The organism is Rhizobium acidisoli, assembly GCF_002531755.2.
Classification (GTDB): domain Bacteria; phylum Pseudomonadota; class Alphaproteobacteria; order Rhizobiales; family Rhizobiaceae; genus Rhizobium; species Rhizobium acidisoli.
Window position 1 is genome coordinate 4377482 of sequence record NZ_CP034998.1, and the last position, 26342, is coordinate 4403823.

25 protein-coding genes and 1 tRNA gene are annotated in these 26342 nt (G+C 61.5%); 17 read left to right on the plus strand and 9 right to left on the minus strand.

The genetic code is table 11. The features are described 5' to 3' along the window. Positions 1 to 132 precede the first annotated feature (132 nt). The 6 genes from CO657_RS21275 to mepA all read right to left on the minus strand — a co-directional run bounded on the left by CO657_RS21275 (position 133) and on the right by mepA (position 6144). Complete coding sequence (locus CO657_RS21275; protein ID WP_003589269.1) at positions 133 to 768, minus strand: 2,3-bisphosphoglycerate-dependent phosphoglycerate mutase; 636 nt, start codon at positions 766 to 768, stop codon at positions 133 to 135. A gap of 21 nt (positions 769 to 789) precedes the next feature. Continuing rightward, entirely contained in the window at positions 790 to 1614 is an 825-nt protein-coding gene (gene dapB, locus CO657_RS21280; RefSeq protein ID WP_054182164.1) for a 4-hydroxy-tetrahydrodipicolinate reductase, read from the minus strand. 15 nt (positions 1615 to 1629) lie between these two features. Then, complete coding sequence (locus tag CO657_RS21285) at positions 1630 to 3417, minus strand: ABC transporter ATP-binding protein (protein ID WP_003589266.1); 1788 nt, start codon at positions 3415 to 3417, stop codon at positions 1630 to 1632. Positions 3418 to 3542: 125 nt separating this feature from the next. Next, on the minus strand, positions 3543 to 4568 hold the full coding sequence (locus tag CO657_RS21290; RefSeq protein WP_054182163.1) for a glucokinase: 1026 nt from the start codon (positions 4566 to 4568) through the stop codon (positions 3543 to 3545). Positions 4569 to 4585: 17 nt separating this feature from the next. Beyond that, positions 4586 to 4966: a methylglyoxal synthase gene (locus tag CO657_RS21295; protein ID WP_003589264.1), complete on the minus strand. Its 381-nt coding sequence runs from the start codon at positions 4964 to 4966 to the stop codon at positions 4586 to 4588. A gap of 101 nt (positions 4967 to 5067) precedes the next feature. Continuing rightward, positions 5068 to 6144, minus strand: a complete 1077-nt coding sequence (gene mepA, locus CO657_RS21300; RefSeq protein WP_054182162.1) for a penicillin-insensitive murein endopeptidase — start codon at positions 6142 to 6144, stop codon at positions 5068 to 5070. Positions 6145 to 6391: 247 nt separating this feature from the next. Between mepA and CO657_RS21305 the strand changes: the two genes are divergently transcribed. The 7 genes from CO657_RS21305 (at position 6392) to pncB (ending at position 15263) form a co-directional block, all read left to right on the plus strand. After that, positions 6392 to 8224, plus strand: a complete 1833-nt coding sequence (locus CO657_RS21305) for an extracellular solute-binding protein (protein WP_054182161.1) — start codon at positions 6392 to 6394, stop codon at positions 8222 to 8224. Positions 8225 to 8374: 150 nt separating this feature from the next. Then, positions 8375 to 9463, plus strand: coding sequence for a microcin C ABC transporter permease YejB (locus CO657_RS21310; RefSeq protein ID WP_003589260.1), 1089 nt, complete (start codon positions 8375 to 8377; stop codon positions 9461 to 9463). Further along, positions 9463 to 10611 carry an ABC transporter permease gene (locus tag CO657_RS21315; RefSeq protein WP_054182160.1) on the plus strand — a complete coding sequence of 383 codons (1149 nt, stop codon included), beginning with the start codon at positions 9463 to 9465 and terminating at the stop codon, positions 10609 to 10611. Before CO657_RS21310 ends, CO657_RS21315 begins: the two co-directional genes overlap by 1 nt. Further along, positions 10608 to 12245: an ABC transporter ATP-binding protein gene (locus CO657_RS21320; protein ID WP_054182159.1), complete on the plus strand. Its 1638-nt coding sequence runs from the start codon at positions 10608 to 10610 to the stop codon at positions 12243 to 12245. Before CO657_RS21315 ends, CO657_RS21320 begins: the two co-directional genes overlap by 4 nt. A gap of 8 nt (positions 12246 to 12253) precedes the next feature. Beyond that, positions 12254 to 13213, plus strand: a complete 960-nt coding sequence (locus CO657_RS21325; RefSeq protein WP_003589254.1) for a 2-hydroxyacid dehydrogenase — start codon at positions 12254 to 12256, stop codon at positions 13211 to 13213. A gap of 192 nt (positions 13214 to 13405) precedes the next feature. Then, complete coding sequence (locus CO657_RS21330) at positions 13406 to 13771, plus strand: hypothetical protein (RefSeq protein ID WP_197283870.1); 366 nt, start codon at positions 13406 to 13408, stop codon at positions 13769 to 13771. Positions 13772 to 13958: 187 nt separating this feature from the next. Continuing rightward, positions 13959 to 15263, plus strand: a complete 1305-nt coding sequence (gene pncB / locus CO657_RS21335; RefSeq protein ID WP_054182158.1) for a nicotinate phosphoribosyltransferase — start codon at positions 13959 to 13961, stop codon at positions 15261 to 15263. Here the strand turns inward: pncB and CO657_RS21340 are convergent. Together CO657_RS21340 and CO657_RS21345 are read right to left on the minus strand one after the other, a co-directional pair. Then, positions 15245 to 15484, minus strand: a complete 240-nt coding sequence (locus CO657_RS21340; RefSeq protein ID WP_054182157.1) for a CrpP-related protein — start codon at positions 15482 to 15484, stop codon at positions 15245 to 15247. The genes pncB and CO657_RS21340 overlap by 19 nt on opposite strands. Before the next feature lie 377 nt (positions 15485 to 15861). Continuing rightward, positions 15862 to 16071 carry a KTSC domain-containing protein gene (locus CO657_RS21345; protein ID WP_003589248.1) on the minus strand — a complete coding sequence of 70 codons (210 nt, stop codon included), beginning with the start codon at positions 16069 to 16071 and terminating at the stop codon, positions 15862 to 15864. A gap of 406 nt (positions 16072 to 16477) precedes the next feature. Here CO657_RS21345 and CO657_RS21350 point away from each other — a divergent pair, with 406 nt between their 5' ends. Further along, positions 16478 to 17032: a hypothetical protein gene (locus CO657_RS21350; protein ID WP_245292945.1), complete on the plus strand. Its 555-nt coding sequence runs from the start codon at positions 16478 to 16480 to the stop codon at positions 17030 to 17032. 280 nt (positions 17033 to 17312) lie between these two features. On the opposite strand, the gene CO657_RS21355 is transcribed toward CO657_RS21350, so the two are convergent. Further along, positions 17313 to 17402: transfer RNA gene (locus tag CO657_RS21355), tRNA-Ser, on the minus strand. 227 nt (positions 17403 to 17629) lie between these two features. On the opposite strand from CO657_RS21355, the gene CO657_RS21360 reads away from it, so the two are divergent. The 9 genes from CO657_RS21360 (at position 17630) to deoA (ending at position 26337) form a co-directional block, all read left to right on the plus strand. Then, complete coding sequence (locus CO657_RS21360) at positions 17630 to 17947, plus strand: hypothetical protein (RefSeq protein ID WP_054182156.1); 318 nt, start codon at positions 17630 to 17632, stop codon at positions 17945 to 17947. A gap of 316 nt (positions 17948 to 18263) precedes the next feature. Beyond that, positions 18264 to 19256, plus strand: coding sequence for a BMP family lipoprotein (locus CO657_RS21365; protein WP_003589245.1), 993 nt, complete (start codon positions 18264 to 18266; stop codon positions 19254 to 19256). An 88-nt stretch (positions 19257 to 19344) separates the two neighbouring features. Beyond that, complete coding sequence (locus tag CO657_RS21370) at positions 19345 to 20856, plus strand: ABC transporter ATP-binding protein (RefSeq protein WP_003589244.1); 1512 nt, start codon at positions 19345 to 19347, stop codon at positions 20854 to 20856. Between the two features lie 7 nt (positions 20857 to 20863). Continuing rightward, the gene (locus CO657_RS21375; protein ID WP_003589242.1) at positions 20864 to 21967 is read left to right on the plus strand and encodes an ABC transporter permease; all 1104 of its coding nucleotides are present in this window, start codon (positions 20864 to 20866) and stop codon (positions 21965 to 21967) included. 10 nt (positions 21968 to 21977) lie between these two features. Then, positions 21978 to 22949 carry an ABC transporter permease gene (locus CO657_RS21380; protein WP_003589241.1) on the plus strand — a complete coding sequence of 324 codons (972 nt, stop codon included), beginning with the start codon at positions 21978 to 21980 and terminating at the stop codon, positions 22947 to 22949. A 1-nt stretch (position 22950) separates the two neighbouring features. Continuing rightward, complete coding sequence (locus tag CO657_RS21385; protein WP_003589240.1) at positions 22951 to 23340, plus strand: cytidine deaminase; 390 nt, start codon at positions 22951 to 22953, stop codon at positions 23338 to 23340. Further along, positions 23337 to 24137, plus strand: a complete 801-nt coding sequence (locus CO657_RS21390; protein ID WP_003589239.1) for a purine-nucleoside phosphorylase — start codon at positions 23337 to 23339, stop codon at positions 24135 to 24137. The genes CO657_RS21385 and CO657_RS21390 overlap by 4 nt, the downstream gene beginning before the upstream one ends. A gap of 114 nt (positions 24138 to 24251) precedes the next feature. After that, a complete protein-coding gene (gene deoC, locus CO657_RS21400; protein WP_054182155.1) occupies positions 24252 to 25028 on the plus strand; it encodes a deoxyribose-phosphate aldolase in 777 nt (258 codons plus the stop codon). A gap of 1 nt (position 25029) precedes the next feature. After that, on the plus strand, positions 25030 to 26337 hold the full coding sequence (gene deoA, locus CO657_RS21405) for a thymidine phosphorylase (protein WP_012559567.1): 1308 nt from the start codon (positions 25030 to 25032) through the stop codon (positions 26335 to 26337). Positions 26338 to 26342: the final 5 nt, after the last annotated feature.

Consider the following 26342-nt stretch of genomic DNA (forward strand, 5'->3'; position numbering starts at 1 on the left):
AGGCAAAGCGCGAAGCGCTTTTGCCGCAACGACATGCGTAAAACAAAGAGCTAAAGCGCGTCGCATAAATCAAGTTGACGCGACGCGCTTTGAGAACAGCCTTCCCTGTCGGAACAGGGAAGGCGATTGCATTCAGTGTGCGCCGGACATGTCGCCGAGCACTTCCTTCGAGGCGACGGTGGAATCCGCCTTCAGCTTGTAGACCATCGGCACGCCGGTCGCGAGATTGAGGGCGAGCACGCCTTCCTTGGTCAGCTTGTCGAGTACCATGACCAGCGAGCGCAGCGAATTGCCGTGTGCGGCAACCAGCACCTTCTCGCCGCGCAGCACCCGCGGCAGGATTTCGGTCAGGTAATAGGGCCAGACGCGGGCGCCTGTGTCGCGCAGGCTTTCGCCGCCGGGCGGCGGGACGTCATAGGAGCGGCGCCAGATATGCACCTGTTCCTCGCCCCATTTGGCGCGGGCGTCGTCCTTGTTGAGGCCGGAGAGATCGCCATAGTCGCGCTCGTTCAGCGCCTGGTCGCGGATCGTCGGCAGATCGGGCTGGCCGACCTTGTCGAGGATGAGCTTCAGCGTGTGCTGCGCGCGCACCAGCACCGAGGTATAGGCGACGTCGAATTTGATTCCGTATTCGGCCAGTGCCTTACCGCCGGCATTGGCTTCCTCGATGCCGAGCGCCGTCAGATCGGGATCCTTCCAGCCGGTGAAGAGATTCTTCAGGTTCCAGTCACTCTGGCCGTGGCGAACGAGGACGAGGGTACCGCTCATGAATATGCCTCCGAGATGTCGTTATTGAGGGGAAAGCCCGAGCACGTCGAGCATGGAATAGAGACCCGGCTTCTTGTCGCGCGCCCAGAGCGCTGCCTTGATGGCGCCGCGCGCAAAGATCGACCGGTCGGCGGCGCTGTGCGACAGGGTGACGATCTCGCCTTCGCCGGCGAAAAGCACCGAATGCTCGCCGATGACGGAGCCGCCGCGCAGCGTCGCAAAACCGATCGTGCCCGCCTCGCGGGCGCCGGTATGGCCGTCGCGCACCCGGACCGATTTCGAGGCGAGATCGATATTGCGGCCCTTGGCCGCCGCTTCGCCGAGCAGAAGCGCGGTGCCGGAAGGGGCGTCGACTTTGTGCTTGTGGTGCATTTCCAGGACTTCGATATCCCAATCAACAGGATCGAGCGCCCGCGCTGCCTGCTCGGTCAGCACGCTGAGCAGATTGACCCCGAGGCTCATATTGCCGGACTTGACGATACGGGCATGGCGGGCTGCCGCGGCGATCCTGGCGTCGTCTTCGGCCGAACAGCCTGTGGTGCCGACGACATGAACGATGCGGGCCTGCGCGGCCAGGCCCGAGAATTCCGCTGTTGCGGCCGGCGAGGTGAAGTCGAGCACGCCTTCGGCATGCAGAAAGGCATTGAGCGGATCGTCGCCGATGATGATGCCGCTCGGGCCGAGACCGGCAATCTCGCCGGCATCCTTGCCGATAAAGGGCGAGCCGGTGCGCTCGACCGCCGCATGCAGCGTCGCGCCCTCGATGGAATGGATGAGCCGGATCAGTGTCTGCCCCATGCGCCCGGCTGCGCCAACCACCACCAGTTTCATCGCAGCATCGCTCATGTCAGTCTCACCAGGTCAGTTTGAATCGGAGGCCGAAGGCCTCTGCAGATTGTTGAGGCGAGCGTAAAGACCGTCGCTGACCTTCGCAAGCGTCTCGTGATTGCCTTCCTCGACGACGCGGCCTTGCTGCATGACGACGATCTTGTCGGCGCGAACCACGGTCGAAAGCCGGTGAGCGATGACGACGACGGTGCGCCCGGTCATTGCCTCGTCGAGCGCCTTCTGCACGGCCGCTTCGGATTCGGTATCGAGCGCAGACGTCGCCTCGTCGAGCAGCAGGATCGGCGCATTGCGCACCAGCGCGCGCGCAATCGACAGCCGCTGGCGCTGACCGCCCGAAAGCGTCACGCCGTTTTCGCCGACCGGCGTGTCGTAACCCTGCGGCTGCGCTGAGATGAAGTCATGTGCATAGGCAAGCCGGGCCGCTTCTTCCACGTCGGCATCGCTCGCTTCCGGCCGGCCATAGCGGATATTGTCGCGGATCGTGCCCTCGAACAGGTAGGGCTGCTGCGAGACATAGGCGAGCTGATGGCGCAGCGATTTCTTGGTGATGTGGGCGATGTCCTGTCCGTCGATCAGGATCTCGCCCTCGCGCGGATCGTAAAAGCGCGGAATGAGGTTGATGACCGTGGATTTGCCGGCCCCCGAAGGACCGACCAGCGCCGTGGTCGCGCCGCCCTCGGCGATGAAGCTCACACCGCTCAGCACGCTCTCACTGCCGTAGCCGAAGGACACATTGCGGAATTCGATCCGGGCTTGCGTCACCGTCAGCGGCTGGGCATCCGGCAGGTCGCGCTGGCGCGGCTCCATGTCGAGCAATTCGTAGATCATCCGCGCATTGACGACGGCGCGCTCCATCTGCACCTGCAGGCGGGCAAGCCGGCGGGCGGGGTCATAGGCAAGCAGCAGCGCCGTGACGAAGGAGAAGAAGGCGCCCGGCGGCACATTGTAGTAGATCGAGCGGTAGGCGGCATAGGCCAGCACGCTGGCAACGGCAAAACCCGCGAAACTTTCGGTCAGCGGAGAGGTGCGTTCGGAAAGCCGGGCAATCCGGTTCGCCCTGTTTTCGGCACCCTTGATAAGCTTGGTGACCTTGCGCTCCAGTTCGTCTTCCATCGTGAAGGCCTTCACGATGGCGATGCCCTGGATCGTCTCCTGCATGGCGCCGAGAACGTGGCTGTTCAAATGCACCGCCTCGCGGGTCGCCGAGCGCAGCCGCTTGGAAACATAGCGCAGCGCATAAAGCAGCGGCGGGGCCATGATGAACACCGCAAGGCTGAGCAACGGATCCTGGAGGATCATCACGGCGAGCAGCGACACGAAGGTCAGCAGGTCGCGCACCGTCGAGGTGATCGTCAGGTTGAGCACGTCGCGGATGCCGCTGACGTTCTGGCTCACCTGCGCGGCGATATGGGCTGAGCGCGCCTCGCTGAAGAAGCCGACCGACAGCGTCATCAGATGCGAATAGAGCCGGCGCTGGTAACGCGCGACGATGTCGTTGCCGACCTTGGACAGCGCCACCGCCTGGCCGTAGCTCGCAAAGCCGCGCAGCACGAAGGCGATGAAGATCGAAAGACAGATGATCCAGACGACGTCGGCGCGCCTGTTGGCGAAGGCCTCATCGATGATCGCCCGCATGATCCAGGCAGTAAACGCCGTCGAAAGCGCCACGACGATCAGGCAGGCAATCGCAAAGACATAGCCCCAGAGATGGTCGCGGCCGTTTTCAGCGATGATGCGCTTGAGGATGCCGGTTACGGTATCGCTGCTGACGCTCTGCGTTCTGCTTTCCGCCGCTTCCAAATATCGGGTTTCCTGTCTCGCGCCAAACGCGGCGCAGGGTGCGACGCGTACTTTTGCCGGCTCTATAAAGAGTTGGGATTGGTTTGGCTAGAGCGCCGCCCGCCCGGATGGCGCGCGCGCCGGGCTCAGCGCCGCCAGCGGCGGCCTTCCGTCGAGACGCCGAAATTCGCCGGCATGCGGGCATATGAGGAAAGCCCGGCAAGCGCTGCCAGCGGATGCGTCACCACATAGGTCGGGATGGTGCGAAGCAGTGCTGTATGCGGCGCCTTGTCCTCGAAGGCCAAGCGGAATTCCGGCCTCCTCAGCGCCGGCAGGATCTTCTGCGAGATGCCGCCTGAGAGATAAACGCCGCCGCGCGCCATGAACACCATCGCCATGTCGCCCGCCACCCGGCCGAGATAGGTGGCAAACAGCGAGACGGTCTCGACCGCCGCCTTGTCGCTGCCGGCAAGCGCGTGCGAGGTGATGTCGGCGGGATCCTTCATGGTCGGCTGGATGCCGTCGACCACGCAGATGGCATGGTAGAGGTTGACGAGGCCGCGCCCGCAAAGGATCTGCTCGGCCGACACGCGCCCTTCGATCGTCTCGATATGCGGGAAGATTTGATAGTCGCGTTTGCTGCGCGGTCCGAGATCGACATGGCCGCCTTCGCCGGGAACCGGGATCCAGCTGTGCTGGGCATGCACCAGCCCGCCGACGCCGAGCCCGGTGCCGGGTCCAAGCACGACGCGCGACGCGATCATGTCGCCGGTGGCCTCGCCGATGCGTTCGCGGTTCGCATCCGAAAGAGCGGCGACTGCGAGCGCCTGCGCCTCGAAATCGTTGACGACCAGCACGTCCTCCATGCCGAGGCCTTCGATCATCGTCTTTGGCCGCACCACCCAGTCGCAATTGGTCAGCGGGATCTCGTCGTCGTTGATCGGGCCGGCGACGGCAAGGATCGCCGAACGCGGCTGCACGGCGGTCTTGTCGAGCACCCCTTGCTGGATCGCCTCGTCGATCGTGGCGAAATCCGCCGTGCGCACGTTCGGAAACTGCTTCGGCTCGGCATAGGCGTCGGTCAGGATGGAGAAGCGGGCATTCGTGCCGCCGATATCGCCGATCAGGATCGGGAAAGGCAGCGGAGCGGTGCTGTGGTTCGGTTTTGGCATGGCCGGTTCCGTGCTGATCAGGCTTCGAGTGTGGGAAGAAGTTTTATAGCGGTCGCGTGATTGAGCGCCATCGGAATATCGTAAACGATGGCGAGCCGCATCAGCGCCTTGACGTCGACATCGTGCGGCATCGGCGTCAACGGGTCGACGAAGAAGATCAGGGCTCCGACCTCGCCGGTCGAAATCAGCGCGCCGATCTGCTGGTCGCCGCCAAGTGGTCCGCTTTTCAATCTTGTGACGTCGAGATCCGGGGCGGCGTCGAGCACGCGCCCGCCGGTCGTGCCGGTGGCGACGATCTTCCAGCGGGAGAGAATGTCGCTGTGGGCGCGGGCGAACGCCGCCATGTCGTCTTTCTTCTGGTCATGCGCAATCAATGCAAGGCATTTGCCGCCGGCCATGAATCCTATCTCCGCCCAAGCAATTCAATCGATTTGACCGCTTCTATACCAAGAGTTTGCGATTTGAAAGACAGCCCACTGTTCCTCCGCCTCGGCCGTTCTCATTGGATCGACGGCTTGTCGTTCGGAACCGGGCCGACATCCGGCAGTGCCTCATCGGGATCGGCGGCCGGCTCTGCTGCCGGAGCGGCAGTCAGCGCGCTTGCGGCGGAGGGCCCGCCATAGGTGGCGGCCTGCATCGAGGTGACGGAGGCGGCATCGAGCACGGCGGCGCAGGCTTTCGGCAGGTCGGACACCATCATCTCGCGCGGCGGCTTCGGCGGCTTGGCACCGGGCTTCGGCGGTTTCGGCGGCGCCCAGGGGGCCGGCGTGAACCACCAGGCGAGCGACTTGTCGCAGCCGTCGCCGGCGGCAACAGGCGCCTGCGGCGTGCATCCGGCCGCACCGGCCGGGCATTTGATGCGGATGTGGAAATGCGAGTCATGGCCGTATTCCGGCCGAAGCTTGCCGAGGTTGGTGCGGTCGCCCGTCCAGGTGTCGCACATCTTCTTCTTGATCGCCGGGTTGACGAAGATGCGCTCCACCTCGGGATAGCTTGCCGCCAGCATCAGCAGCCGCGCCCGCGATTGCGTCCACACATTGGGGTCGACGGTCAGGAACTTGTCCTTCTGCAGCATGGTGGTGAAGGGCAGGTCCTCGCGCTCCTTGGCCGTCATGCGGCGCGCCGGCATCGGCGTGAACCAAACGTCGGCATCGAGGCCGATCTGGTGCGAGGCATGACCGTTGAACATCGGCCCGCCGCGCGGCTGCGCTATGTCGCCGACGAGAAGGCCCGGCCAGCCGGCATATTTGACCCCATCCTGTGAAAGGCGTTCGAGCAGCGAAATCATCGCCGGATTGCCCCAGCGTCGATTGCGCGAAAGCCGCATCGCCTCCCAGGTCGGCCCGTCGGCCGGCAGCGCCACCGCACCCGTCATGCAGCCCTTGGCGTAAAACCCGATCGGCTGCGCCGGTCCCTGCGTCGGCAGGCCGACGGCGCCGAACTGGCCCTTGGCGCTGCCGGGGCTCGGCGTCTTTTGCTCGGCGCCGACATCGCCGGCGGCAAGGCTCGCGCCGATTGCGCCGGCAAGCGTCAGTTTGCCGAATGTCCTGAAAGCCTGAGCGAAGCCGAAAGCCATGCTGTTTCCTTGAGAAGTGATTTGCGTTCGAATCTATCGTGAAAAGTGATTTTGGTGAATCGATGTTTTGGCTGGCGGGGATAGCAGGCAACGGTGACGGATCGCCGCAGCGTTGCACCGCAAGTTGCGAGGGTCGCGACGCCAACGGCTCAAATTTTCGCGAGTCCGGCAAAAACCAAACTCTCACCTGTTTTTCGCCTGTATTTTTCGTATTGTCGAACCCACCAATAATGAGGGGAAAGCGTGAATGGCGGCTTTGTGGTCGAAGATCGGTTTGTTTGTATCGCTTGCGGGTGTCTTGGCGCCCATGACCGCAACGGGTCAGGACCAGCCGTTTCAGATCGGCAGTTCCGTCATCAGTGAGATGAAGTACAAGCCGGGCTTTGCGCATTTCGACTACGTCAATCCCAATGCCCCAAAAGGCGGAGACCTGCGCCTTTCTGCAAGCGGCGCTTTCGACACCTTCAATCCTATCCTTGCCAAAGGCCAGATAGCGGCAGGGCTCTCGCTCGTCTACGACACGTTGATGAAGCCGACCGATGACGAGCTCCTTGTCTCCTATGGTCTGCTTGCCGAGGGGCTGTCCTATCCGGATGACGTCTCAAGCGCGACCTTTCGCCTGCGCAAGGAAGCGACATGGGCGGATGGCCAGCCGATAACGCCCGACGACGTCATCTTCAGTCTGGATAAGACGAAGGAATTAAACGCTGCCACCGCGAACTATTACCGGCACGTGGTGAAGGCCGAAAAGACGGGCGATCGCGACGTCACTTTCACCTTCGACGAAAAGAACAATCGCGAGCTCCCGAATATTCTCGGCCAGTTGGTGATCGTGCCGAAACATTGGTGGGAGGGGCAGGGGCCGGACGGCAAGCCGCGCGACATCTCAAAGACGACGCTCGAGCCTGTGATGGGATCGGGGCCTTATAAGATCGCATCCTTTTCGTCCGGCGCGACGATCCGTTATGAACTGCGCGACGATTATTGGGGCAAGGATCTCAATGTGAATGTCGGCCAGAACAATTTCCGCAACGTCATTTACACCTATTTCGGCGATCGCGATGTCGAATTCGAAGCCTTTCGCGCCGGCAATAGTGACTACTGGCAGGAGACTACGGCGTCCCGCTGGGCGACGGGTTATGATTTTCCCGCAGTGAAGGAAGGACGCGTCAAGAAAGAAGAGGTTGCAAATCCGCTGCGCTCCACCGGCATCCTGCAAGCGCTCGTGCCCAATATGCGGCGTGACCTTTTCAAGGATGAACGGGTCCGTGAGGCGCTGAATTACGGCCTCGATTTCGAGGAGCTGAACCGGACCGTTGCCTTCAACAGCTACAAGCGCATCGACAGCTACTTCTGGAACACCGAACTCGCCTCCTCCGGCCTGCCGCAGGGGCGTGAACTGGAAATACTGCAGGCCATGAAGGACAAGGTGCCGCCTGAGGTCTTCACGACGCCCTACACCAATCCGGTTGGGGGCGATCCGCAGAAAAGCCGCGACAACCTCCGCAAGGCGATTGCATTGCTCAAAGAAGCCGGATGGGAGATCAAGAACAATCGCATGGTCAATGGCAAGACCGGTCAGCCGATGAGTTTCGAGATCCTGTTGTCCAGCCCCGTATTGGAGCGCTGGGCGGTGCCCTATGCCAACAATCTCAAGAAAATCGGCATCGATGCGCGGGTGCGCACAGTCGACGCCTCGCAAGCCGTCAACCGCGAACGCAGTTTCGATTACGACATGATCTGGAATGTCTGGGCGGAGACGATGAACCCGGGCAACGAGCAAGCAGATTATTGGGGGTCGGGTTCGGTCGACCAGCAGGGCTCCCACAATTATGCGGGCATCGCCAATCCGGCGGTCGATGAGCTCATCCACATGATCATCTTCGCACCCAATCGTGCGGAACAGGTCGCAGCGATCAAGGCAATGGATCGCGTATTGCTGGCAAACCACTACGTCATCCCGCTGTTCTATCGCGATACCTATAACCTCGCCTATTGGAACACGATTACGCATCCCACCGACTTCCCGACCTATGGACTGGGTTTCCCGGAAGCCTGGTGGTCCGCCTCGGCAAAATGAGCGGGCTTGCAATGCAGGGGCCGTGGGCTCCAAATGGCACGAACGAATCACGACACGCCGGCAGGGCCGGCAAGGGAAGGCTGGCGGATTGAGCGGCATTGGACTGGACGGCGGGCAGACAAGAATGAAATTTCCGGAGGCTGAAAGCTGATGGGCGCTTATGTCATTCGTCGCCTGCTTTTGATGATCCCGACCATTGTCGGCATCATGGCGATTTCATTCATCGTCATTCAGTTCGCCCCCGGCGGCCCGGTCGAGCAGGTGATCGCGCAATTGACCGGTCAGGCCGATAGTGCCGACCAGCGCCTGTCCGGCGGCGGCGACCTTCTCGGCGGCGGCGGCAGCGACGAAGGCTCCAAATATCGCGGCGCCCAGGGGCTCGATCCGGAGCTGATCGCCAAGCTCGAAAAGCAGTTCGGCTTCGACAAGCCGCCGCTGACGCGTTTCGGCGAGATGATGTGGAATTACATCCGCTTCGATTTCGGCGAGAGCTTCTTCCGCAATACCTCCGTGCTCAATCTCATCAAGGAGAAGCTGCCGGTGTCGATCTCGCTCGGCATCTGGATCCTGATCTTCTCCTATGCCATCTCCATCCCGCTCGGCATCCGCAAGGCGATCAAGGATGGATCGACCTTCGACGTCTGGACGTCGGGCGTCATCGTCGTTGGTTACGCCGTGCCGAGCTTCCTCTTCGGCATTCTGCTGATCGTGCTTTTCGCCGGCGGCTCCTTCTATGACTGGTTTCCGCTGCGCGGTCTGGTCTCCGACAATTTCGACCAACTGGCCTGGTGGCAGAAGCCGCTCGATTATTTCTGGCACCTCACCCTGCCGCTGATCTCGCTGTCGCTGGCCGCCTTCGCCACGACGACGCTGCTGACGAAGAACTCCTTCATCGAGGAGATCAAGAAGCAGTATGTGGTTACCGCCCGCGCCAAAGGCCTGAATGAGCGGCAGGTGCTTTACGGCCATGTGTTCCGCAACGCCATGCTGATCATCATCGCCGGTTTTCCCGGCGCCTTCATCTCCGCCTTCTTCACCGGCTCGCTGTTGATCGAAAACATCTTCTCGCTGGATGGTCTCGGCCGTCTCGGCTATCTCTCGGTCGTCAACCGGGATTACCCGATCGTCTTCGCCACGCTCTATATCTTCTCGCTGCTCGGCCTCGTCGTCAGCCTGGTTTCCGACCTGATCTATACCTGGATCGATCCGCGCATCGATTTCGAGCGGAGGGATGTCTGATGGACGCCGCCGCAAATCCTGCTGTCGCAACACCCGTCAAGCGGCCGCGCAAGGGCCTGCTGTCACCGACCAACATTCGCCGCTGGCAGAATTTCCGGGCGAACGGCCGCGGTTACTGGTCGCTGTGGCTGTTCCTGCTGCTGTTCATCCTCAGTCTGTTTGCCGAATTCCTCGCCAACGACCGGCCGATCATCGCCTCCTACAAGGGCGAGATCCTGTTTCCGGTTCTGGTCGACTATCCAGAGGAGAAGTTCGGCGGCTTTCTCGCCGAGACCGACTACCGATCTTCGGTGATCGCAGACGAGATCAATGCCAATGGCTGGATGGTCTGGCCGCCGATCCGCTATTCCTACCGCTCGGTCAACTCGAACATTCCGCATTCGGCGCCGACCGCCCCCTTCTGGCTGATGAGCAAGGAGGAGCGGTGCTCCGGTTATCCTGAAGGGGTGAACGATCCTGCCTGCACGCTCGGCAATCTCAACTGGCTCGGCACCGACGACCAGGCCCGCGACGTGCTGGCGCGCGTCATTTACGGTTTCCGCATATCGGTGCTCTTCGGCCTGGCTCTGACCATCTGCTCGGCGATCATCGGCGTGACGGCAGGCGCCGTGCAGGGCTATTTCGGCGGCTGGACCGATCTCCTGCTGCAGCGCTTCATCGAGATCTGGTCGTCGATGCCGGTGCTTTACATCCTGCTCATCATCGCCGCCATTCTGCCGCCCGGCTTCTTCGTGCTGCTCGGCATCATGCTGCTCTTTTCCTGGGTCGGCTTCGTCGGCATCGTGCGCGCCGAATTCCTGCGCGCCCGCAATTTCGAATATGTCCGCGCCGCCCGCGCGCTCGGTGTCAACAACCGCACCATCATGTGGCGCCACATGCTGCCGAACGCCATGGTGGCGACGCTGACCTTCCTGCCCTTCATCCTCTCCGGATCGATCACGACGCTGACGTCGCTGGATTTCCTCGGCTTCGGCATGCCGCCTGGCTCCCCTTCGCTCGGCGAAATGATCGCCCAGGGCAAAAGCAACCTGCAGGCGCCGTGGCTCGGGCTGACGGCTTTCTTTGCCATGTCGATCATGCTGTCCCTGCTGATCTTCATCGGCGAAGCCGTGCGCGATGCCTTCGATCCGAGGAAGACGTTTCAATGAGTGACATGACAGAACCGCTCCTTTCCGTCCGCGATCTCTCGGTTGCCTTTCATCAGGGCGGCCAGACCTCGCTTGCCGTCGATCGCATCTCCTTCGATATCGCCAAGGGTGAAGTCGTGGCGCTGGTCGGCGAATCCGGCTCCGGCAAGTCCGTCTCGGCCAACTCGATCCTGCGGCTTCTGCCTTATCCCTCGGCCAGCCATCCCTCCGGCGAGATCGTGTTCAAGGGCAAGGATCTCTTGAAGGCATCGGAACGTGCGTTGCGCGAGGTGCGCGGCAACGACATCACCATGATTTTCCAGGAGCCGATGACCTCGCTCAATCCGCTTCATACGATCGAGAAGCAGATTGCCGAGATCCTGGCACTGCACCAGGGGCTGACCGGCCAGCCAGCGCGCCAGCGTATACTGGAATTGTTGAACCAGGTCGGCATCCGCGAGCCGGAGAAGCGATTGAAGGCCTATCCGCACGAACTGTCAGGCGGCCAGCGCCAGCGCGTCATGATCGCCATGGCGCTCGCCAACCGGCCGGAACTGCTGATCGCCGACGAGCCGACCACGGCGCTTGACGTTACCGTTCAGGCGCAGATCCTCGAGCTGTTGCGGCAGCTGAAGGGCGAACACGGCATGTCGATGCTGTTCATCACCCATGATCTCGGCATCGTGCGCAAATTCGCCGATCGCGTCTGCGTCATGACCAAGGGCAAGATCGTCGAAACCGGAACGGTCGAGGAGGTCTTCGCCAATCCGAAGCACGACTATACCCGCCATCTGCTTGCCTCCGAACCGCGCGGCGAGCCGCCGCTCGCCGACCCCGCCAAGCCGATGGTGATGGAAGGCTCCGACATTCGCGTCTGGTTCCCGATCAAGGCAGGGCTGATGCGCCGCGTCGTCGATCACGTGAAAGCGGTCGACGGCATCGATCTTTCGCTGCGGGCCGGGCAGACGCTCGGTGTCGTTGGCGAGTCCGGTTCCGGCAAGACCACGCTCGGCCTGGCGCTCACCCGGCTGATTTCCTCGCAAGGGCGGATCGCCTTTGTCGGCAAGGATATAGCCGGCTATTCGTTCAGCGAGATGCGGCCGTTGCGCAACCAGCTGCAGGTGGTCTTCCAGGATCCTTACGGGTCGCTCAGCCCCCGCATGTCGGTCGGCGATATCGTCGCCGAAGGGCTGAAGGTGCATGAGCGCTCGTTGACAGCGGAAGAGCGCGACCAGCGCGTCTGCTGGGCGCTGGAGGAAGTCGGACTCGATCCCCTGACCCGCTGGCGTTACCCGCACGAATTTTCCGGTGGCCAGCGCCAGCGCATCGCGATTGCCCGCGCTATGGTGCTGAAACCGCGCTTCGTCATGCTCGACGAGCCGACCTCCGCGCTCGACATGAGCGTGCAGGCCCAGGTGGTCGATCTCCTGCGCGATCTGCAGAAGAAGCATGACCTCGCCTATCTCTTCATCAGCCACGACCTGAAGGTGGTGAAGGCGCTTGCCAACGACGTCATCGTCATGCGTTTCGGCAAGGTGGTCGAGCAGGGCCCGTCATCGCAAATCTTCCGCGCGCCGAAGGACGAATACACCAGGGCGCTGATGGCGGCCGCCTTCAACATCGAGGCGGTGCCGACATCCGCCGTGCAGCAGTAAAGATCATCATGCCGACACTTCCTCCCGTTCTCGTCGATATCAAGTTCAATCCCGAAGGCGTTGCCCGCGCGCTGGAGACGGCCTTTTCCGATCGCGGCAGCATCAATCTCGCAAACCCTGCCGATCGGGGGCGTGATCTCAGCGAAGCAGAATATGCGCTGCTCTGGAAGCCTGATGCCGACCTTTTCGCTCGGGCGCCGAAGCTCAAGGTGATCTTCTCGGGCGGCGCCGGCGTCGACCACATCATCGGCATGAACGGCCTGCCCGAGATCCCGATCGTCCGTTTCGTCGACCGCAGCCTGACGACCCGCATGAGCGAATGGGTGGTCATGCAATGCCTGATGCATCTGCGCGGGCAGTACGCCCATGACAGCCACCAGCGGCAGCGCCAATGGGCCAAGCTGATCGCGCCTGAGGCGGCGGAGGTCACGGTCGGCGTCATGGGCCTCGGCATTCTCGGGCTGGATGCGGTCGCCAAGCTGAAGGTCATGGGGTTTAACGTTATCGGCTGGTCGCGCACCCGCAAGGAGATCGACGGCGTCGAAACCTTCGATGCCGGCGCCTTGGATAGCTTCCTCGGGAAGACCGACATCCTGGTCGGCCTCCTGCCGCTGACCCCTGAGACGACAGGCTTTTATGATAGCGGGCTATTTAAGAAGCTGCGTCGCAACGGCGCGCTCGGGCGCCCAGTCTTCATCAATGCCGGCCGCGGCAAAAGCCAGGTCGAAGCCGATATCGTTTCTTCAATCCGCGACGGCACCCTCGGCGGCGCTTCCCTCGATGTCTTCGAGGCGGAGCCGCTTGGTTCAGACAACCCGCTGTGGGAACTGGAAAACGTCTTCATCACGCCGCACGACGCGGCGGTTTCGGAAGAAAACGCGCTGTTCCGTCACGTCGAGACGCAAATCGCCCGTTTCGAGCGCGGCGAGCCGCTGCAATTCCTGGTCGACCGCGCCGTCGGCTATTAGAGCATGTCAGGCAAAACTGTGCCGCGGGTATGCGATAACGACATGCGTACAAACAAAGGGCTGAAGCGCTAAGAGCGAATCTGAACGATCGCGACGCGCTTTTAGGCATCGGGAACCTTCCACACAGCCGACCGTTTTCTCTGCGGAAGTTCTTTGGGCCGGATCGGCCTGTCAAGACAGCGGAAGGAGACGATGATGGCGCATCAGACGGAAACACGCTGGGAAAAGTCCGACGGCAAGCTTCATCGGGAAGAACAGATCCCGCCGGTGAAGGCAAGGCAAGGCCGCGCGGGTTATCGCATCCTGCTGGTGCTACTCGCCGCACTGGTGCTCGCTTTCGTCGTCTGGATCCCCGTCGAGATTTGGGGCAAGCGCGAAGCAGCCGAGGTGGCGCCGCAGCAGCCTGGCCAGCAGTTGCAGTCGCAGCAGCCTAACACGGCACCTGCGCCAACACTGCAAAACGGCACTGCGGTTCCGACCGAGACTGAGAACACGGCGCCGGGCGCCCCCGGTGTTGCGCCTGCAGCCCCGGCCCAGCCGGCGACACCGGCACAATAAACAGTCGGTGGACGACACCTCGCATCCCGCCGCCATGCGCGGCGGGATGCTTGTTGTTTTGTCTGGACTTTGTCTGTCGATTTTTCGATAACAAGGCGCACGAGCCGGTTCGTGCGCCGGCCGGGAACTTCGCAAACACCCGGGAATTTGGCAGCACCTGACCGGAGTGGACAGGGGCAGGGATTTTATGGCCAGGACCGATATTGCAAGACGCGTCTACAATCATGCCTGGAAACTCGATCCGATCATCCGCAGCCTGATCGATACCGACTTCTATAAACTCCTGATGCTGCAGATGATCTGGAAGCTCTATCCGGATGTGAACGCATCCTTCACGCTCATCAACCGCACCAAGCGCGTGCGGCTGGCCGATGAGATCGACGAAGGCGAATTGCGCGACCAGCTCGATCATGCCCGCACACTGAAACTCTCCAAGAAAGAGATGATCTGGCTGGCGGGTAACAGTTTTTACGGCCGCGCGCAGATCTTCGAGCCGGAATTCCTTGCCTGGCTTTCCAACTTCCAGCTCCCCGAATATGAGCTGTCGAAGAAAGACGGGCAGTATGTCCTGGATTTCCACGGGTCCTGGAAAGAAACCACCATGTGGGAGATCCCCGCACTCGCCATCGTCAACGAGCTGCGGTCGCGTTCGGCGATGAGAGCGCTCGGTCCCTTCACCCTCGATGTGCTCTATGCCCGCGCCAAGGCGAAGATGTGGTCGAAGGTCGAGCGGCTGAAGGAATTGCCGGGCTTGCGCATCTCCGATTTCGGCACCCGCCGCCGTCACAGTTTCCTCTGGCAGCGCTGGTGCGTCGAGGCGCTGAAGGAAGGCATCGGCCCGGCCTTTACCGGCACCAGCAACGTCTTGCTGGCGATGGATTCCGATCTCGAGGCCGTCGGCACCAATGCGCACGAACTGCCGATGGTGGCTGCCGCCCTTGCGCAAACCGACGAGCAGTTGCGCAACGCGCCCTACAAGATCCTGCGCGACTGGAACAAGCTTTATGGCGGCAACCTTCTGATCGTCCTGCCGGATGCTTTCGGCACTGCCGCTTTCCTGCGCGACGCGCCGGAATGGGTCGCCGACTGGACCGGCTTCCGCCCCGACAGCGCCCCGCCGATCGAAGGCGGTGAAAAGATCATCGACTGGTGGAAGAAGATGGGCCGCGATCCGCGCCAGAAGCTGTTGATCTTCTCCGACGGTCTCGATGTCGACGCCATCATCGACACCTACCGGCATTTCGAAGGCCGCGTGCGCATGAGCTTTGGCTGGGGCACCAACCTGACGAATGATTTTTCCGGCTGCGCGCCGACCGAGATCTCAGGTCTCAATCCGATCTCGGTCGTCTGCAAGGTCAGCGACGCCGACGGCCGCCCGGCGGTAAAACTCTCCGACAATCCGCAGAAGGCCACAGGCGACCCGGCAGAGGTCGAGCGCTACCTGAAATTCTTCGGCGCCGAGGACCGGATCGATCAGACCGTTCTGGTGTAGGCAAGCGACACGGCGCCGCCATCCCGCGGCACATTGTTATGCCCGGCCATCGCATCCTCGATCGACCAGCCGAAGCGCCAGGCGTCGAACATCGAGTACCATTCCTGGAAATCGGTGATCGGCAGGATATCCGGTTTCGACATCGGATTGTCGGCCAGGCTGCGGCCACGCGCACGGTCCCGGACGCCACGCTCCTGCATCTCAAGTAGAGTCTCGAACATCGTCACCCCCTTGGTCCAATCCGATAGATTTATGCAATCATGCTAATAAAGCGTTGTCGAGTCCGGATACGATAATTGGAGTTTTTCACAGGATTAGCCCCAAATCGCTAGTTCACGGGTAACGGCGATCGCAACGGCCCGGGATCATGCGATCAGCAAGAATTGCGTGACGGGGAGGCTCGGCTTCCTGGCTGGGGTCCGCCACCGAGCCTCCCGGCTAGCCGAGCTTGAAGAAGCCGGCAGCGCCGACACGTTGCCGCCTTCCGGCCGACGCGATCCAACCAAGATGATGGAGAGGGTTAAAGGGCCGTTAATATCCACCGGACCTGTCCCGATCCCACGCAATCCCGGACGGAGACGGCGGCATTCCCGGCTTGTCAGGCAGCCAGTCTCCGAAACCGGGTTCTGATCCGGTCGAGGTAATAATGGCCTGGAGACGGCGCCACTGTCATCGCATGGGCTTCCGAGGACGGAACGCCTTCGAACAGCCGCTCCTCGCCATTCTTGAAGCAAATCCTGAGCCGCCCGTCGTCCTGGCTGAAATAGACTGATTTGATGATCTTCGACTTTACCGAAAGTTCTTCCACCTGTTTAATCTCCTTTTTTTGTTTGGCAGAAGATAAACCCAAACGTGCAAAGACGCGGTGAAGCGGCATGGTAAAAAATCAGGAATCGTTCGAGGCGCTGTCGAGCCTCGGCATACGCGGGTCCCCAACGCCTCACGACACGCCCCGCATTTGACAGCATCATATTTTAATGACGATATCTTCGACTCAGCGGCGAGCGGCAGGTGCAGGGGTGACAATGCTGGGTGAAACGATCTCCTTTGTAAGGCGCAATCTATTTCTTGTTTGTGTATTTGTGGTATTAAGTTGCGCAATAGTAGTATTTTCTGAGTATAACGAGAGCAGCCACGGCGGTTCAACTCAGTTTTTTATTGCGCTATATGTAGGCTATTGCGTCTAGGCTACTATATTGAACGGAACCGGGCGAGTGCAGATCAGCCAGGGCATGGTTGGGTTTGGCGGCTACATCTGGAAAAATTTCCTTATCCTGCTTGTTGTAATGGCTGTCGCAATCGGCGGCCCTCTTGCATTCGGCGCCGCTTCCTTTTCGATGGGCGCATTTTTGCTGTTATGCGGTGGGCTGTTCGCAATCATCTATCCGTTGCTCCTCGCCCTCGTCGGAACCTGGCCGACTACCGGAATAGCGGGTTCCAAGAGCGGACTTGCAGAAGCTTTCGCTAGAGGCCAACATGGCTTCCTTCCAACCTTTTTGCGCCTGTTTGCAGGGATTGTTCTTCCCCCGGTCGTTTCGTTTCTCTTGATGGCCATAGCGGCGTCGATGTCATACGAAGCGGATGCAGTCTTTCAAGGTGGAAAAATAAGCCCCGTCGCTTTGGCCCTCCTGGTTATTTCTCAAAGCCTGGGCACGCTTGGAATATGCTATGCCTCTGTCGTCTTGGCTCGCAAATTCCAGTTTTCCGAGGTCGCGCGGAACTCCTCTCAAGGAGATGCGGTCTCAGAAATCTCGGAAATATTCCGCTAGATATCCATAACCGTGATGACCCGGGATTCTTTTTGGCCGGCAATATCTGGCGGCCCCGAGCCCGATCGCGGCTCATCCTTCGCGAGCGAAGGGGCTTCGTCCGAACCCATCAGATTTGAGCCGGTTCGGTATGGTCCGATGAGAATCGCAGATCTCTGCAAGCCCAGGCTATTCTCATGGTTGCCGCCTCTTCGGGCGCGCGCTATCGATCTTCTTGAAAGCTTGCGGCGCCGCTAAGGACGCAAGAGTTCCACATGCCCGACCTGAGAGAGAAGGGGTATGGCGGACAGGGTGGGATTCGAACCCACGGTACGCTTTCACGTACACACGCGTTCCAGGCGTGCGCCTTAAACCACTCGGCCACCTGTCCTTCTTGGGCGTTCGCGCCTGGATAGGAGCAAATCGTCGGAACGGCGCGATATATACCGATGAATTTTTGTCGATCAACCGAAATCTAACAGTTTTTTGACTTCTTCAGATAAAACTCGCCTCCGCCCGTCCATTGTGCTTCACCCCATCGACGACTATGTAATTCTCAAGGTGGAGAATGGCGCGGCCGGCCGGGATTGTCCGGCATAACGAGCGTCGGAGGAATTGATGCGTTTCCTGTTGCGTCTGGCCAGCCTTGTCGCGCTTGCGGCGGCCGTTATTGCCGGGACCATCGATTCGATCCAGTCGGTTGCGGCCTCCTCGGTGGTGGTGACGCCGATCTCCGATGCCTGGCAGGATGTCAGCCCGGCAACCCTCACATCGCTGCAATCTTTGCTTTCCTATTATATCCACCCGCGTTTCTATGCCTTCATCTTCCAGTGGCTCATGCTGCAGCCGGCCTTTGCCGTTTTCCTGGTGATCGCGCTGCTTCTCTGGATGATCGGCTATAAGAAGCCGCCGGTGGCCGGTCGCTTCACCGCATAGGCAAGCCGTTTTTCCCCCGCGGATCGGCCGGGACCTCGGTCGGGCGCCAATGTTTCCGTAGCCGCGGAATGGCCGGTGGATTGGCTGGAAATTTGGCATCCCGGCGGCGGAGATGTCTAAAATTCAGCCCTCGGGAACGGATTTTCGGCAATCCCTGCAAATCTTTACCAGCCGAAAAATTTCTGGTGAATTTTTCTGTGAGCCATGCAAGGATGCGCGCAGCCAGGCCTCCGGGGGGAGGTCGGTGGTTCCGCAGACATGTCCGGAAAGGACTTGCGGGAGGACCCCTAACGAATAGCAACAACAGGGCTGCACAATGAAAAAATCCCTTCTCACTCTCCTTGCCGTGGCTGCCATGTCGACGACGGCGCTGGCCGCCGATGTCAAGCCGGCGCTGGTTTACGGCACCGGCGGGAAGTTCGATAAGTCCTTCAATGAGGCGGCCTACAACGGTGCCGAGAAGTTCAAGGCCGAGACCGGCATCGCCTATCGCGACTTCGAGCCGACCGGCGACACCCAGGGTGAACAGGCCATCCGCAACTTCGCAAGCCGCGGTTTCAACCCGGTGGTTGCCGTTTCCTTCGCCTGGACCTCGGCCATCGAGAAGGTCGCAGCCGAATTCCCCGATACCAAGTTCATCATCGTTGACGCCGTCGTCGACAAGCCGAACGTCCGCTCCGTGGTCTACAAGGAAGAAGAGGGTTCCTACCTCGTCGGCGTTCTCGCCGGCATGGCGTCGAAGACCGGCAAGGTCGGCTTCGTCGGCGGCATGGACATTCCGCTGATCCGCAAATTCGAATGCGGCTACGAGCAGGGCGCACGCGCCGCCAAGGCCAATGTCGAAGTTTTCCAGAACATGACCGGCACCACGGGTGCAGCCTGGAACGACCCGGTTCGCGGTGGCGAACTCACCAAGAACCAGATCGATCAGGGCGCCGATGTCATTTACGCGGCAGCCGGCGCCACCGGTCTCGGCGTTCTGCAGACGGCTGCCGACAACAAGAAGCTGTCGATCGGCGTCGACTCCAACCAGAACCATCTGCATCCGGGCTCCGTCCTGACCTCGATGGTCAAGCGCGTCGACCTCGCCGTCTACAACGCCTATACCGACACCAAGAACGACAAGTTCACCGGCGGCGTCCAGGCGCTCGGCGTCAAGGAAGATGGTGTTGGCGCCGCAATCGACGACAACAACAAGTCGCTGATCACGCCGGAAATGCAGGCGGCCGTCGACAAGGCCAAGGCCGATATCATCGCAGGCACCATCAAGGTTCACGACTATACCTCGGACAACGCTTGCCCGAAGTGATCCGCGCCCGGATGTAATCGACGATTGAGATCGGGCGTATGGCGGAGGGGATTTTCGCCATACGCCCTTTTCTTATTTGGAGCCTGCAGTGACAGATAAGCCCGCTATCGAGCTTGTCGGCATCGATAAGAAATTCGGTGCCGTCCATGCCAACAAGGACATCAACCTCACCGTTGCCAAGGGGACGATCCACGGCATCATCGGTGAAAACGGCGCCGGAAAATCGACGCTGATGTCGATCATTTACGGTTTTTACCATGCCGACAGCGGCGAGATCCGCGTCAACGGCAATCCCGTTACCATCCGCGACAGCCAGGCGGCGATCGCCACCGGCATCGGCATGGTGCACCAGCATTTCATGCTGGTCGATAATTTCACGGTGCTCGAGAATATCATGCTCGGCGCCGAAGGCGGCATGCTGCTGGCGAGAGGCGTCGCATCGGCCCGCGCCGAACTCAAGCGGCTGGAAACGGAATACGGCCTCGAGGTCGATCCGGACGCGCTGATCGAAGAGCTGCCGGTCGGCCTGCAGCAGCGCGTCGAAATCCTGAAAGCCATGTATCGCGGCGCCGAGATCCTGATCCTCGACGAGCCGACGGGCGTGCTGACGCCGGCCGAAGCCGACCACCTCTTCCGCATTCTCAAGGTGCTGCGCGACCAGGGCAAGACGATCATCCTCATCACCCATAAGCTGCGCGAGATCATGGCGATCACCGACACGGTCTCGGTGATGCGCCGCGGCGAGATGGTCGCGACCCGCAAGACGGCTGAAACGACGGTGGAAGAGCTTGCCGAGCTGATGGTCGGCCGCCGCGTGCTGCTGCGCGTGCAGAAGGGCGAGGCGAACCCGGGAGCGGCTGTGCTCTCCGTCCGCAACCTGACGGTCAAGGACAATCGCGGCGTCACCATGGTCGACAATGTCTCCTTCGACGTGCGCGCCGGCGAGATCGTCGGTATTGCCGGCGTTGCCGGCAACGGCCAGTCCGAATTGCTGGAGGCGATTGCCGGCATCCGCAAGCCCGCCTCCGGCGAAATCCTTCTCGACGGCCAGACGATCGACAAGGCCGATCCCGCCCGCCTGCGCGAGCTCGGCCTCGCCCATATTCCCGAAGACCGCCACCATATGGGTCTGGTTTTGAAATTCGAGGAATACGAAAATTCCGTGCTCGGTTACCACCGCCGTCCGGGCTACAGCAAAGGCCCGCTGCTCGATCTCGAGGCGATCCGCAGGGATGCGATGGAGAAGATCGAAAAATACGATATCCGCCCGCCGAACCCGCGGCTGAAGACAGCGAATTTCTCAGGCGGCAACCAGCAGAAGATCGTCGTTGCCCGCGAAATCGAGCGCGATCCGAAGATGCTGATCATCGGCCAGCCGACCCGCGGCGTCGATATCGGCGCCATCGAATTCATCCACCGCCGGATCATCGAAATGCGCGATGCGGGCAAGGCGATCTTGCTCGTCTCCGTCGAGCTCGATGAAATCCGCTCCCTTTCAGACCGTATCCTTGTCATGTTTGCCGGCCATGTGGTCGGCGAGAAGACGCCCGATGCCGGTGAACAGACCCTCGGCCTGATGATGGCCGGCATTGCCGCGTGAGGCCTTTATGAGCACTGCTTCCGTTCCGCTGCCAAACTGGATCAACTACGGCCTGATCCCGCTTCTGAACCTCATCGTCGCTTTCCTGATCTCCGGCTTCGTCGTCTGGCTGATCGGCGAGAGCCCGCTCGGTGCGCTGTCGCTGCTGATCGAAGGTGCGTTCGGTAGCGGCGAAGGCATCGGCTTCACGCTCTATTATGCGACGAGCTTCATCTTCACCGGTCTTTCCGTGGCTGTCGCCATCCATGCCGGTCTGTTCAACATCGGCTCGGAAGGCCAGGCCTATGTCGGTGGGCTGGGCTGCGCGCTGGTGGCGCTCGCGCTCGATCGCTACGTGCCGTGGTATGTGACGATGCCGATCGCCGTCGTCGGCGCCGGCCTCTTTGGTGCCGCCTGGGCCTTCATCCCCGCTTTCCTGCAGGCCAAGCGCGGCAGCCATATCGTCATCACGACGATCATGTTCAACTATATCGCCGCCGCCCTGATGGTGTATCTGCTGGTGCATGTGCTGATCGTGCCCGGCAAGATGGCGCCGGAAACCCGCACCTTCCTCGACGGCGGGCAGCTTCCCAAGCTTGGCTGGGTCATGAGTATCTTCGGCAGCAAATTGGGTGCTGCGCCGTTCAACGTCTCCTTCATCATCGCCCTTCTTGCCGCTTGGTTTGTCTGGATCCTCATCTGGCGTACCAAGCTCGGTTTCGAGATGCGCACGCTGGGTGTGAGTTCGACGGCTGCCGAGTATGCCGGTATTCCCTATGCGCGGATTGTCATCATCGCCATGCTGCTTTCCGGCGCGCTTGCCGGCATGATGGCTTTGAATCCCGTCATGGGCTCTTCCGCCCGCCTGCAGGTGGAGTTCGTCGGCGGCGCCGGCTTCGTCGGCATCGCTGTGTCGCTGATGGGCCGCAATCATCCGCTCGGCATCATCTTCGCTGCGATCCTCTTCGGCATCCTTTATCAGGGCGGCGACTGGATCTCCTTCGAAATGCCGAACATCACCCGCGAGATGATCTTGGTCATCCAGGGTCTGGTGATCCTGTTCGCCGGCGCGCTGGAATATATGTTCCGGCCGGCGATGGTCCATCTCTATCAACAGTTCAAGCGAGCCTGAGGAGCGGACGATGGATTATTACGACATCTTCATCAGCGTTCTGAGCTCGACCATTCGCCTGTCGATCCCGCTGATTTTCACGGCCCTTGCCGGCCTGTTTTCGGAACGCGCCGGCATCTTCGATATCGGCCTCGAGGGCAAGATGCTGGGCTCGGCCTTTGCTGCCGCCTGCATCGCCTATCTCACCGGTTCGGCCTGGCTCGGGCTCGGTGCCGGCATCGTCTGCTCGGTGGCGCTCAGCCTGGTGCATGGCTTCGCCTCGATCACCAACCGTGGCAACCAGATCGTCTCGGGCGTGGCGATCAACTTCTTCATCGCCGGCATCACCATCGTGCTCGGCCAGGCATGGTTCGGCCAGGGCGGGCGCACGCCGCAGCTGTCGGCGGAGGCGCGCTTCGCGCCGATCATCCTGCCCGGCGCCGATGCCGCCCGCGGCATACCGATCCTCGGCCCGCTCTATGCCAACGTCATATCGGGCAACAATATCCTGACTTACCTTGCCTTTCTTGCCGTGCCGTTTTCCTGGTGGGTGCTTTATCGCACGCGTTTCGGCCTGCGCCTGCGCGCCGTCGGCGAAAACCCGGGTGCGGTCGATACGGCGGGCATCTCGGTAGCCTGGCTGCGCTACCGCGCCGTCATGTGCGCCGGCATCCTCTGCGGCTTTGCCGGCACTTATCTCGCGATCGCCCAGTCCGCCGCCTTCATCAAGGACATGTCGGCCGGCAAGGGCTATATCGCGCTCGCCGCTCTCGTCTTCGCCAAGTGGAAGCCGGTGCCGGTCATGTTCGCCTGCCTGCTCTTCGGCTTCCTCGATGCACTGGCCAATTTCATGCAGGGAAAGCAGGTGCCGCTGATCGGTGAAGTGCCGGTTCAGGTCTTCCAGGCGCTGCCCTATATCCTCACCTGCATCCTGCTTGCCGGCTTCATCGGCGTTGCGACTCCGCCGAAGGCCGGCGGTGTGCCCTATACGAAGGAGCGTTGATATGTCTCACGACCTGTTCGAAGCCGCTCGCGGCGCCATGGCTTTTGCCCATGCGCCCTATTCGAAATTTCCGGTCGGCGCGGCGATTCGCGCCGAGGACGGCAAGGTCTATACCGGCGCCAACATCGAAAACCTGTCCTTTCCGCAAGGGTGGTGCGCCGAGCCGACGGCGATCAGTGCCATGATCATGGGTGGCGCCAAGAAGATCGTCGAAATGGCGGTCATCGCCGAAAAGCTGCCGCTCTGCCCGCCCTGCGGCGGTTGCCGCCAGAAGATCTCCGAATTCGCCTCCAAGGACACGAAGATCTATCTCTGCGATGAGGCGGGCGTGCAGAAAACCATGACGATGGAAGAGCTCCTTCCCTTCAGCTTCGAGACCGAACTCGGATGAAGGCGACGGTCGATCTGCTTGCCGCATTGCTCGGCGCCATCAAGCCGCGCCACGGCATCGTGCTCGGCTCCGGCCTCGGCTCTCTCGTTGGTCAGCTGGAGGGCGCCGTGCGTATTCCCTATCGCGACCTGCCGGGCTTTCCCGTCAGCGCCGTCTCCGGCCATGCCGGCGAGGTCGTTGCCGGCCGGCTCGGCGGCGTGCCCGTCGTCATGCTCTCCGGCCGCGTGCATTATTACGAGAAGGGCGATGCCAACGCCATGCGCCTGCCGATCGAGGTGCTGAAGTCGCTCGGCGTCGAGGCGCTGATCCTGACCAATTCGGCCGGATCGCTCCGCGACGACATGCCGCCCGGTTCGGTGATGCAAATCACTGATCACATCAACTATTCCGGCATGAACCCGCTGATCGGCGAGGAAAGCGACCACCGTTTCGTCGGCATGACCAATGCTTACGATGCCGGCCTCGCGACGGCGATGCAGAAGGCAGCGGCAAAGCTCAAAATCGAGCTGGCGCAAGGTGTGTACATGTGGTTCTCCGGCCCGAGCTTCGAAACGCCGGCCGAAATCCGCATGGCGCGCATCCTCGGTGCCGATGCCGTCGGCATGTCGACGGTGCCGGAGGTGATCATCGCAAGAATGCTGGGTCTGAGGGTTGCCGCCGCCTCCGTTATCACCAACTATGGGGCGGGTATGACCGGCAATGAGCTCAGCCATGAAGAAACCAAGGACATGGCGCCCATCGGCGGTGCCCGTCTCGCCGCCATATTGAAAGAGATGATTGCGGCCAGAACCGGATAATTTTAGGCCGGGTCGGCGTAAAGTCTGAATCCTGTTCTACATTAGATAGTGAGAGCATGCTGTCATGAGAAAACCGCTCACACTTTTCGGCATCATGCTCTAGAGGAAGCGAAAATGAATAGCCATTCCAACCGGGAAACGGCGGCTGTTGCCCTTTCCCTACTCGATCTGACCAATTTGAAGGATGATTGCACCGAAGCGCAGATCGAGGCACTCTGCACCCGCGCGCAGACGCCCTATGGCAACAGCGCCGCCATCTGCATCTGGCCGCGCTTCGTTGCTTATGCCCGCAACATCCTCGGCACCGGCCATGCCGTGCGGATCGCCACCGTCGTCAATTTCCCCTCGGGTGACATGGAAGTGGCCGACGTTGCCGCCGAAACCCGTGAGGCGATTGCCGACGGCGCCGATGAAATCGATCTGGTCATTCCCTACCGCAAGCTCATATCAGGCAATGAGAAGGCGGTGACCGACATGGTCAAGGCAATTCGCGCCGAATGCGCCGGTCCCGTGCTGCTGAAAGTCATTATCGAGGCCGGCGAGTTGAAGGACGCGGCCTTGATCCGCCGCGCCTCCGAACTTGCCATCGAAGCCGGCGCCGATTTCATCAAGACCTCCACCGGCAAGGTCGCCGTCAACGCGACGCTCGAAGCCGCCGACATCATGATCCGCGCCATTCGCGAGAGCGGCCGCAAGGTCGGCTTCAAGCCGGCCGGCGGCATCGGCTCGGTGGCCGATGCCGCGCTTTATCTGAGCCTGGCCGAAACCATCATGGCGCCCGACTGGGCGATGCCGTCGACCTTCCGCTTCGGCGCTTCCGGCCTGCTCGACGATATCCTGGCGGTTCTGAGCGGAACACAATCCGCACCCGTTGCGGCGTCGAGCTATTGAAATGATCCCGCAGGAGATCATCCGGCGCAAACGCGATGGCGACGAACTCGACCCCGCCGATATCCGGTCTTTCATCGCAGCCCTCGCGGCCGGCCAGCTGTCGGAAGGCCAGATCGGCGCCTTCGCCATGGCCGTCTGGTTCAAGGGCATGTCACGCGAGGAAATCGTTGCTCTGACGCTGGCGATGGCCGATTCCGGCGATCGGCTGCAATGGACGGATATCGACCGCCCGATCGCCGACAAACATTCGACCGGCGGTGTCGGCGACAATGTTTCGCTGATGCTGGCGCCGATTGCTGCCGCCTGCGGCCTCGCCGTTCCGATGATATCGGGGCGCGGCCTCGGTCATACCGGCGGCACGCTCGATAAGCTCGAATCCATTCCCGGCTATAGGATCACCCCGGATGCCGACCTGTTCCACACAGTCGTGAAGCAGGTGGGATGCGCCATTATCGGTCAGACCGGCGCCCTGGCGCCGGCCGATGGGAGGCTCTATGCCGTGCGCGATGTGACCGCAACCGTCGATTCCATTCCGCTCATCACCGCCTCCATCCTGTCGAAGAAACTTGCGGCCGGGCTTCAGACGCTGGTGCTCGACGTCAAGGTCGGCAACGGCGCCTTCATGGCCGACCGTGCCCAGGCGGAGATCCTGGCGCAGTCGCTGGTCGAGGTTGCCAATGGGGCAGGGGTGAAGACCTCGGCGCTGATCACCGACATGAACCAGCCGCTCGCCGATGCGGCCGGCAATGCCGTTGAAATGCGCAATTGCCTGGATTTCCTGGCGGGTGGGAAGGCGGACACGCGGCTCGAGGCTGTCGTTCTTGCCTTTGCCGCCGAGATGCTGGTGAAGTCGGGTATTGCCGCGTCCTCTGAAGAAGGCGAGGGGATGGCGCGTCGAGCGCTGTCATCGGGAAAGGCAGCTGAGGTTTTCGCGCGCATGGTATCCATGCTTGGCGGCCCGGCCGATCTCATGGAAAACCCCGACAGGTATCTCGCCAGGGCGGCTGTGGAAAAACCTGTCCTTGCCGCCCGGTCAGGCTGGCTTGCCGCATGCGACGCGCGCGGCATCGGCGTCAGCGTCATCGATCTTGGCGGCGGCAGACGCCATCCAGCTGACCGGATCGATCACCGCGTCGGCTTCTCAGAATTGCTGCCGCTTGGCAGCCGGGTCAGTGCGGGCGAGCCGATCGCGCTGGTTCATGCCGCCGACGACGCGGCCGCGGAAAGGGCAGCGGCCGCCCTTGCCGCGCACTACCGTATCACCGAAGACAGTCCGAAGCTGACGCCGGTGATTTCGAGCCGGATCTGACGCGG